Source organism: Streptomyces boncukensis (assembly GCF_011045075.1).
GTDB lineage: Bacteria > Actinomycetota > Actinomycetes > Streptomycetales > Streptomycetaceae > Streptomyces > Streptomyces boncukensis.
In genome coordinates this window covers 1-8683 of the sequence record NZ_JAAKZZ010000327.1, presented here as the reverse complement: position 1 = coordinate 8683, position 8683 = coordinate 1, and the positions used below count along the sequence as shown (strand labels likewise).

The following is an 8683-nucleotide window of genomic DNA, read 5'->3' as shown; positions in this document are numbered from 1 at the left end:
CCCTCCAGCACGGCGCCGTCCGGGCTGACGGCGGTGACCCGCACGCCGTCGCGCACCTCGATCCCCAGCCGGTCGAAGGACCGGCGCAGATGCGCCCGGCCGCGCGCGGAGAACGCCGCGCCGAACGGGCCGCTGGTCAGCAGCCGCACCGTCAGCTCCGGGCGGGTCTCGGCCAGCTCGGTCGCCGTCTCGATACCGGTGAGCCCTCCGCCGACCACCGCCACGGCGTCCCCGGCCGCGAGCCCCGCGAGCCGGTCGCGCAGCCGGTCGGCGTCCTCGGCCGTCGCGACCGGGTACGCGTGCTCCGCCGCGCCCGGTACGGCGCCCGGGTCGGCGCGGCTGCCCAGCGCGTACACGAGCGTGTCGTACGGCAGGCTCCCGTCCGCCGCAGCCCCGTCCGCCGCAGCCCCGTCCGCCGCGGCCCCGTCCGCCGGAGCGAGCCGCACCTCGCGCCGCTCGGCGTCGATCCCGGTCACCCGGGCGGCCACAAACCGCACCGGCGCGCCGCCCAGCAGCTCCGCGATGGGCCGCTGCCGCACGTGCTGGCCCGAGGCGACCTGGTGCAGCCGTACGCGCTCGGTGAACGTGTCCCGCGCGTTGACGAGGACCACCTCCGCGCTGCCCGGGTGCGTCCGCTCGGCGATGCCCCGGGCCGCGGCCAGCCCCGCGTACCCCGCTCCCAGAACGACGATCCGCTCCCTCATGCCCGTCACCCTCTCCGCTCGCTCCCATCGGCGCTGTCACAGGAAGGACGGGTCGGGGCCGCCGTTCTGTGACATCGGGGCGCGGGCCTCAGCGGCGGCGGAGCGCCGGATCCTCCGCAACGTCGCCGAGCCCCGCTTCGGTGCCCGGGAGCCGGACAGCCTCGTCGTACGGCGCGGAATCCGCCGGCTGATCACCACGGGACCGGGGAACCGTCCCAGGAGTGGAAAGCCCCGGTGGGTCCTTCGTCGGGGAGCAGCGCCAGCCGGACGGCTCCCTCGGCGGCCTCGGCCGGGTCGCCGCCCGCCGCGGCGCGCGGCGAGAGGTCGGTGGCCCGCAGGCCGGGGGCGAGCGCGGTGACTGGATTGTTCTTGGGTGCAGGTCCCGTCCTTCAGGGCGGGGTAAGCCCATCCTCGCCATCGAGGTGCGCAGCGCCGAGCCTCCGCTCCGCATCCTCGGCGACAGGCAGTGGGACGACGGCGGCCACGCGGCGCCCCCGGCTGATGATGTACGTGATCCGGCCGCGCGCTGAGGCGGAGTTCAGCACATCCGCGAACTGGCGTCGGGCGTCGGCGACGGAGAGTTCCACGGGATTGTCATTCATGTACGCCAACGTACTGGCATCAGCATTTGTGTACACTGATGTACATGCAGCTCAGGTTCAACTATCGTCTCGACCCCACGCCTGGTCAGCGCATCGCGCTAGCACGGGCTTTCGGGTGTGCGCGGACGGTGTTCAACGACGGGTTGCGCATCCGGCAGGCAGCCCACGCGCGCGGGCTGCCGAACATCAAGGACACCGATCTTCAGAAACAGGTCATCACCGCCGCGAAGCAGACCCCCGAGCGGGCCTGGCTCGCGGAGGTCTCTTCGGTCGTTCTGGTTCAGGCGCTCGCCGACCTGCACACCGCGTACCGGAACTTCTTCAACTCGGTCACCGGCCGCCGCAAGGGACCCAAGGTCGCCCCGCCGCGCTTCCGGTCCCGCAAGGACAACCGGCACACGATCCGGTTCACGCGAAACGGCTTCCGGCTCCGTCCGGACGGCAAGCTCAACCTCGCCAAGATCGGGGATGTGAGGGTGCGCTGGTCGCGCGATCTGCCGTCGGATCCGTCCTCGGTCACGGTGGTAAAGGACGCGTCCGGGCGGTACTTCGCGAGCTTCGTCGTTCAGACCGACCCGTCCGAGGTGCTGCCGGAGACCACGCCCGAGGTCGGCATCGACCTGGGGCTGACGCACTTCGCCGTCATGTCGGACGGACGGAAGATCACTGCTCCCAAGTTCCTGCGTCGCGCGAATCGGAAGCTCAAGAAGGCGCAGCAAGCACTCAGCCGCAAGGCGAAGGGCAGCAACAACCGCAGGAAAGCTGTCGCCCGCGTGGCCAAGGCACACGCCAGGGTCGCCGACTCGCGGCGGGACCATCACCATAAGCTGTCCACGACGATCATCCGCGAGAACCAAGCGGTCTACGTCGAGGACTTGTGCGTGAAAGGTCTCGCCCGTACCAGGCTGGCCAAGTCCGTGCACGACGCGGGCTGGTCCCAGTTCACGGCGATGTTGGAGTACAAGGCGGCCCGGTACGGGCGGGCCTTCGGTCGGATTGGCCGGTTCGTGCCGTCGTCGCAGACCTGCTCGGTGTGCTTCGTCATCGATGGTCCCAAGCCTCTGAGCGTCCGCACCTGGACGTGCGAGGGATGCCAGACCACCCACGACCGGGACGTGAACGCGGCCCGCATCGTGCTCGCCGCCGGACGGGCGGAGAGCCAAAACGCCTGCGGAGGGACCGTAAGCCCTCCCGTCTGACGGAAGGCAGGACCCAGTGAAACAGGAACCCACCGAGGCGGCGCGCAGCGCTGCGGTAGGATTCCCGGTCCTTCAGGGGCGGGAGGACGTCAACTTGAACCCCTCGTCGGCCAGCCAGCGTCTGGGCGTAGAACACGGTCAGGGCGTTGAGCGCTGCCTGGGGGAGGCTGGGCGCGCAGTTCTCCGCGCCCCTTCGGGGCCGGTCCGTTACCCCCTCTCGGCCCGCTCCAGCCACAGCGGGTTGGTCATGGCCGCCATCGCGCCCGGCACCGGGGAGCCCTCCTTCGCCGGGTGGCGGACCTCCGCCCGTACGTACGTGGCCAGCGACGGCGTCGTCCGCCACACCAGCGGCCCGGCGGCGGCCGGGGCGGTCCGCAGGGTGCCCTGGTCCGTCACCAGGTGGAGCGTGGCGTCCGCGGGCGCGCCGGACGCCTTCAGGGTGACCGTCACCTCCGCGTCGGACGCCGCCCGCAGCGTGCCGCCGATCGCCGCGTGCGCCCCGCGCGGGCCGGCGGCCGACAGGTCCACGGCGAGCTTCGCGGATTCGGCCAGATAGCTGCGCCCCGCGCGGATGCCGTGCAGGATGTCGCGCCGGGTGAGGTCCCGCGCGTGCACCACCGTCTGCGGCAGCCCGACGGCCTGCGGTTCGCGGTGCGCGTCGCTGTTGCCCATCGCGGGCACCCAGTCCTCCCGGCTGACCAGCATGTTGTCCCAGGCCGCGAGCGCCAGCTCGTCGTCCGCCGTCCAGGGGCCGTTCCACACCTCGACGGCGTCCGCGCGCTCGTAGCCGAACTTCCACTGGCATCCCACGAACGGGCAGTTCGGGTGCGCGGGGACGACGAGTCCGCCGGCGCGGCGCACCGTCCGCGCGACGCGCGGGAACGCGTCGTCGCGCGCCCGGTAGCGCCAGTCCAGGAACGTGCCGGGGTCGGTGCCGAGCGCCAGCCAGTGGCCGTTGCGCGTGGTGACCTCCTCGCCGCACAGCACCAGCAGGTCCTCGCCCCACAGCCCCTCCCAGGCGGCGTGCCCCGAGGTGGTGTTGTGCTCGGTGGTGGTGAGGAAGTCCAGCCCGGCCGCGCGGGCGGCCGCCGCGACCTCCTCGGGGGTGCGCTGCCCGTCGGAGTGCACGGTGTGCAGATGGCAGTCGCCCCGGTACCAGGCGCGGCCCCGCCCCCGGGCGCGCTCGGGCGGGTAGGAGGGGCGCGGGGTCTCGCCCTGCTCGCCGCGCCGCAGCGTCACCGTCACCTCGTAGTCCAGGCCCTGCGGCGCGACGGTGTACGGGCCGAGCACGACGTGCCAGGTGCCGGGCCGCACCGGGCCCGCCAGATAGCCGGGCGTGGCCTTCTCCGCGCTGATCGTGAACGCGTCCCGGAAGCCGCCCGACCAGCCGCGGAAGCCGCGCCCGCCGAGCGCGGTGCCGCGCTCGTCGAAGATGCCGATGTCCAGCGCGTTGCCCGGGGTGCCGTCCGGCACGTCCGGCTTGTCGTAGCGGTACGAGACGGCGATCTCGCGCACGCCCCGCGGCACCCGCACCGGCAGATAGACGAAGTCGGGCGCCCCGGTGGCCAGGTGCCCTGTGACGGTACGGGAGCCCCCGCCGGGCGACTGGGCGAAGCTCATGGCAGGAAGCGTAAGCGCGGTCGCCGCTCCCGCGGCGGCGGAGACCTTGAGAACATCGCGTCTGTCCATGGGAGGGTTGTACGGGCGGCGGGTAACGGGCGGAAGCCTTGTGCGCGTACTGGAGTTCACGGGCCGGCGGGAGCAGAGTGGCCGTATGCGGATCTCCACGACCATTCTCCTGACCGACGAGTCGATCCGGCCCGACCGGCTTGCGCGGGAGCTGGAGCAGCGCGGCTTCGGCGGGCTCTATCTGCCCGAGCACACCCACATCCCGGTCAGCCGGCGGAGCAGGCCGCCGATGGGCGGCGAGCTGCCGGCGCCGTATCTGCGCACCCTGGATCCCTTCGTCGCGCTCGCCGCCGCCGCGACGGCCACCGAGCGGCTGGCGCTCGGCACCAGCGTCACCCTCCTGGCCGAGCACGACCCGATCGCGCTGGCCAAGCAGATCGCGACCCTGGACTGGCTGTCCGGGGGGCGCTTCACGCTGGGCGTCGGCTTCGGCTGGAACGAGGAGGAGGCCGCCGACCACGGCGTGGTGTGGCGCACGCGCCGGGAGCTCGTACGGGAGCGGATGGGAGTGATGCGCGCGCTGTGGGCGCCGGAGCCGACGGCGTACGAGGGGGCGTACGCGTCCGTCAGTGCCAGCTTTGCGCACCCCAAGCCGCAGCGCCCCGGCGGGCCGCGGCTGCTGCTGGGCGGGCAGGCGGGCCCGCGGCTCTTCGCGGCGATCGCGGAGTACGCGGACGGGTGGATCCCCACCGGCGGCAGCGGTCTGACGGAGTCGCTGCCCAGGCTGCGCGCGGTCTGGACGGGGGAGGGCCGCGCGGGCGCGCCCGAGGTGGTCCCGTCCTTTGTCCTGCCCACCGCCGGCAAGCTGGAGCACTTCCGCGGGCTGGGCGTCGAGGAGGTGGTCCTGCAGCTGCCGTCCGGTGGCGACGACGAGGTCCGCCGCGCCCTGGACGACTACGCACGCTACCTGTGACGCGGCCCGCGCCCGCAAGGGGCGCGGGGCTCGTGTCCCTTGCGGCCTCGCCGCGATGGGGGTCCCCCTGACCAGCGAGCTACGCTCGGGGGATGACCTCGAACGGGCAGGAATCCACCGGCAGCGCCCCGACCGCCAACGCCATGCGCCGCGCGCTCCGGCGCGCCCGGGACGGTGTCGCGCTCGACGTCGCGGAGGCGGCCGTGCTGCTCCAGGCGCGCGGTGCCGACCTCGCCGACCTCACCGCCTCGGCGGGCCGGGTGCGGGACGCGGGCCTGGAGGCGGCCGGGCGCCCCGGCGTCATCACCTACTCCAAGAGCGTGTTCATACCCCTCACCCGGCTGTGCCGCGACCGGTGCCACTACTGCACCTTCGTCACCGTCCCCGGCAAGCTGCGCCGCGAGGGGCACGGGATGTTCATGTCACCGGACGAGGTGCTGGCCGTCGCCCGGCGCGGCGCCGAACTGGGCTGCAAGGAGGCGCTGATCACCCTCGGCGACAAGCCCGAGGACCGCTGGCCCGAGGCCCGTGAGTGGCTGGAGGCCGAGGGGTACGGCGACACGCTCGCGTACGTACGGGCCATCTCGATCCGCATCCTGGAGGAGACGGGCCTGCTGCCGCACCTCAACCCGGGGGTGATGTCCTGGACCGACTTCCAGCGGCTCAAGCCCGTCGCCCCGTCCATGGGGCTGATGCTGGAGACCACGGCGACCCGGCTGTGGAGCGAGCCCGGCGGCCCGCACCACGGCTCGCCCGACAAGGACCCCGCCGTGCGGCTGCGGCACCTGGAGGACGCGGGCCGCAGCTCGGTCCCGCTCACCAGCGGGCTGCTGCTGGGGATCGGGGAGACGTACCAGGAGCGCGCGGAGTCGCTGTTCGCGCTCCGCAGGATCGCCCGTACGTACCACGGCATCCAGGAGCTGATCCTGCAGAACTTCCGCGCCAAGCCGGACACGGCGATGCGCGGCATGCCGGACGCCGAGCTGGACGACCTGGTCGCCACCGTCGCCGTCGCCCGGCACATCATGGGCCCGTCGGCCTGTCTGCAGGCGCCGCCCAACCTGGTGGCGGGGGAGTTCGCACGGCTGATCGAGGCCGGGGTCGACGACTGGGGCGGTGTCTCCCCGGTCACCATCGACCACGTCAACCCCGAGCGCCCCTGGCCGCAGATCGAGGAGCTCGCGGAGCGCTCCGCCGCCTCCGGCTTCGCGCTGCGCGAGCGGCTCGCCGTCTACCCCGAGTTCATCCAGCGCGGCGAGCCCTGGCTGGACCCGCGCGTGCTGCCGCATGTGCGCGCGCTCGCCGACCCGGCCACCGGCCTGGCGCGGGAGGACGCGGAGGTCGTGGGCCGAGCGTGGCAGGAGCCGGAGGAGGCGTTCGTCCCGTCCGGACGCACGGACCTGCACCGCGCCATCGACACCGAGGGCCGCACCGGCGACCGCCGCGCCGACTTCGACGAGGTGTACGGCGACTGGGGCGAGCTGCGCGAGGCGGCGGCCCCCGGCATGGCCCCTGAACGGGTGGACGCGGACGCGCGGGAGGCGCTGCGCGTCGCCGCCGACGACCCGACGAAGCTGACCGACGACCAGGCGCTGGCCCTGCTGCACGCGGACGGCCCGGCGCTGGACGCGCTGTGCCGGATCGCGGACGCCGTACGGCACGACGGGGTCGGCGACGACGTCACGTACATCGTCACCCGGAACATCAACTTCACCAACGTCTGCTACACCGGCTGCCGCTTCTGCGCCTTCGCCCAGCGGCGGACGGACGCCGACGCCTACACCCTCTCCCTGGACCAGGTCGCGGACCGCGCGGCGCAGGCGTGGGACGTGGGCGCGGTGGAGGTGTGCATGCAGGGCGGCATCCACCCCGACCTGCCGGGCACGGCCTACTTCGACATCGCGCGGGCGGTGAAGGAGCGGGTCCCGGGCATGCATGTACACGCCTTCTCGCCCATGGAGGTCGTCAACGGCGCGACCCGCACCGGGATGTCCATCCGGGAGTGGCTGACCGAGGCGAAGGCGGCCGGGCTGGACTCGATCCCCGGCACGGCGGCGGAGATCCTGGACGACGAGGTCCGCTGGATCCTCACCAAGGGCAAGCTGCCGGCGTCCACCTGGGTCGAGGTCGTCAGGACCGCGCACGAGGTGGGCCTGCGGTCGAGCAGCACGATGATGTACGGGCACGTCGACCAGCCGCGGCACTGGCTGGCCCATCTGCGGCTGCTGGCCGGGATCCAGCGGGAGACCGGGGGCTTCACGGAGTTCGTCACCCTCCCCTTCATCCACACCAACGCGCCGGTCTACCTGGCCGGAATCGCCCGCCCCGGTCCGACCACTCGCGACAACCGCGCGGTCACCGCCATGGCCCGCCTCCTGCTGCACCCCTGGATCCCGAACATCCAGACGAGCTGGGTCAAGCTCGGCACGGAGGGCGCGGCCGAGATGCTCTGCTCCGGCGCCAACGACCTGGGCGGCACGCTGATGGAGGAGACCATCTCGCGGATGGCGGGCTCCTCGTACGGCTCGTACCGGTCGATCCGGGACCTGGTCGCCATCGCGGACGCGGCGGGCCGGCCCGCGCGCGCCCGTACGACGGGCTACGGGGAGGTCCCGGCCGAACGGATGCACGCGGCACGGGAGTCGGACGGCCATCTGCCGGAGCTGCTGCCGGTGGTGGACTGAGCGAGGAGCGGCGCCTCACGCGAAGTCCAGCACGGCCTTCCCGTGCAGCCGCCGCTCCAGCAGCGCCTGCGCCGCCTCCGGCGCCCTGTCCCAGCCGCCGCGCCAGGTGATCTGCGGGTCCAGCGCGCCCTCCGCCACCTGCGCGGCGAGCCACGTCAGATCGGCGGCGAGGCCCGTGCGGGACTCCAGGAGGTGGAAGGTGACCAGCGAGCGGCCGTGGCGGCCCGCGTCGCCGTAGAGGACGCCGACGGGGAAGTGCTCGGGCTCGTTCGCGGAGTGGCCGACCGCGACGAGGGCGCCCCCGCCGGCCAGCATCGTGAACGCCTCCACCAGCTGCCGGCCGCCCACCATGTCCAGAACGCCGTGCACCGGCTCGGAGAGCTGGGAGGGGGAGGACAGCACGTGGTGGGCGCCCAGCGCGTGCAGACCCGGGCCCTGGGTCTCGGGTGAGCCCGTCGTGGCGATGACCTCCGCCCCGCCGCGCCGGGCGAGCTGGACGGCGTAGCGGCCGACGCCGCCTGTGGCGCCGGTGATCAGAACCCGTCGGCCCAGGACCGGGCCGAGCGCGTGCAGGGAGCGCAGCGCGCTGGCGGCTGCCACCGGGACCGTGCTGACGGCACCCGGATCGACCCCCTCCCGGACCGTTCCGAGCAGGTCGGTGTCGACCGCGCGCAGCTCCGCCCAGCCGCCGTCGGGGCCGAGCGTCACCACAGGGGTGCCGGCTGCGGGCCCGGAGCCGTCGGCGGCGGCCCGCTCCACGACGCCCGCCGCGTCCCAGCCGGGCACCGTGCCCTCCGGGGCGAGCTCGGCGCCGTGTCGGACCTCGCCGTAGTTGAGCGAGGTCGCGGTGACCCTGACCAGCGCCTGGTGCGGGGCCGGGGCGGGGTCCGGG

At 73.7% G+C, this 8683-nt stretch carries 7 protein-coding genes and 1 pseudogene; 3 read left to right on the top strand and 5 right to left on the bottom strand.

Annotated elements, in window-relative coordinates; translation table 11 throughout:
- The 3 genes and pseudogenes from G5C65_RS25375 to G5C65_RS25365 all read right to left on the bottom strand — a co-directional run.
- On the bottom strand, nt 1-704 hold a 704-nt coding region (locus G5C65_RS25375), incomplete at its 3' end, for an NAD(P)/FAD-dependent oxidoreductase (RefSeq protein WP_165301251.1).
- Between the two features lie 191 nt (nt 705-895).
- Nucleotides 896-1063: pseudogene (locus G5C65_RS39555) on the bottom strand (short-chain dehydrogenase); the annotation flags it as partial.
- Between the two features lie 30 nt (nt 1064-1093).
- The gene (locus G5C65_RS25365; protein ID WP_165301250.1) at nt 1094-1306 is read right to left on the bottom strand and encodes a type II toxin-antitoxin system prevent-host-death family antitoxin; all 213 of its coding nucleotides are present in this window, start codon (nt 1304-1306) and stop codon (nt 1094-1096) included.
- Between the two features lie 44 nt (nt 1307-1350).
- Between G5C65_RS25365 and G5C65_RS25360 the strand changes: the two genes are divergently transcribed.
- On the top strand, nt 1351-2505 hold the full coding sequence (locus G5C65_RS25360; protein WP_165301249.1) for an RNA-guided endonuclease InsQ/TnpB family protein: 1155 nt from the start codon (nt 1351-1353) through the stop codon (nt 2503-2505).
- A gap of 207 nt (nt 2506-2712) precedes the next feature.
- Here G5C65_RS25360 and G5C65_RS25355 read toward each other — a convergent pair whose 3' ends face one another.
- The gene (locus G5C65_RS25355; protein WP_165301248.1) at nt 2713-4194 is read right to left on the bottom strand and encodes a CehA/McbA family metallohydrolase; all 1482 of its coding nucleotides are present in this window, start codon (nt 4192-4194) and stop codon (nt 2713-2715) included.
- Between the two features lie 85 nt (nt 4195-4279).
- On the opposite strand from G5C65_RS25355, the gene G5C65_RS25350 reads away from it, so the two are divergent.
- The gene (locus G5C65_RS25350; RefSeq protein ID WP_165301247.1) at nt 4280-5107 is read left to right on the top strand and encodes a TIGR03619 family F420-dependent LLM class oxidoreductase; all 828 of its coding nucleotides are present in this window, start codon (nt 4280-4282) and stop codon (nt 5105-5107) included.
- 92 nt (nt 5108-5199) lie between these two features.
- Nucleotides 5200-7791, top strand: a complete 2592-nt coding sequence (locus G5C65_RS25345; protein ID WP_165301246.1) for a bifunctional FO biosynthesis protein CofGH — start codon at nt 5200-5202, stop codon at nt 7789-7791.
- Nucleotides 7792-7806: 15 nt separating this feature from the next.
- On the opposite strand, the gene G5C65_RS25340 is transcribed toward G5C65_RS25345, so the two are convergent.
- Nucleotides 7807-8683: zinc-binding dehydrogenase (locus G5C65_RS25340; protein ID WP_165301245.1), on the bottom strand; the 877-nt coding region annotated here is incomplete at its 5' end.

Coding starts and splice junctions, on each gene's coding strand:
- G5C65_RS25365 (WP_165301250.1), bottom strand. CDS start 1,306: ATGAATGACAATCCCGTGGAACTCTCCGTCGCCGACGCCCGACGCCAG.
- G5C65_RS25360 (WP_165301249.1), top strand. CDS start 1,351: ATGCAGCTCAGGTTCAACTATCGTCTCGACCCCACGCCTGGTCAGCGC.
- G5C65_RS25355 (WP_165301248.1), bottom strand. CDS start 4,194: ATGGACAGACGCGATGTTCTCAAGGTCTCCGCCGCCGCGGGAGCGGCG.
- G5C65_RS25350 (WP_165301247.1), top strand. CDS start 4,280: ATGCGGATCTCCACGACCATTCTCCTGACCGACGAGTCGATCCGGCCC.
- G5C65_RS25345 (WP_165301246.1), top strand. CDS start 5,200: ATGACCTCGAACGGGCAGGAATCCACCGGCAGCGCCCCGACCGCCAAC.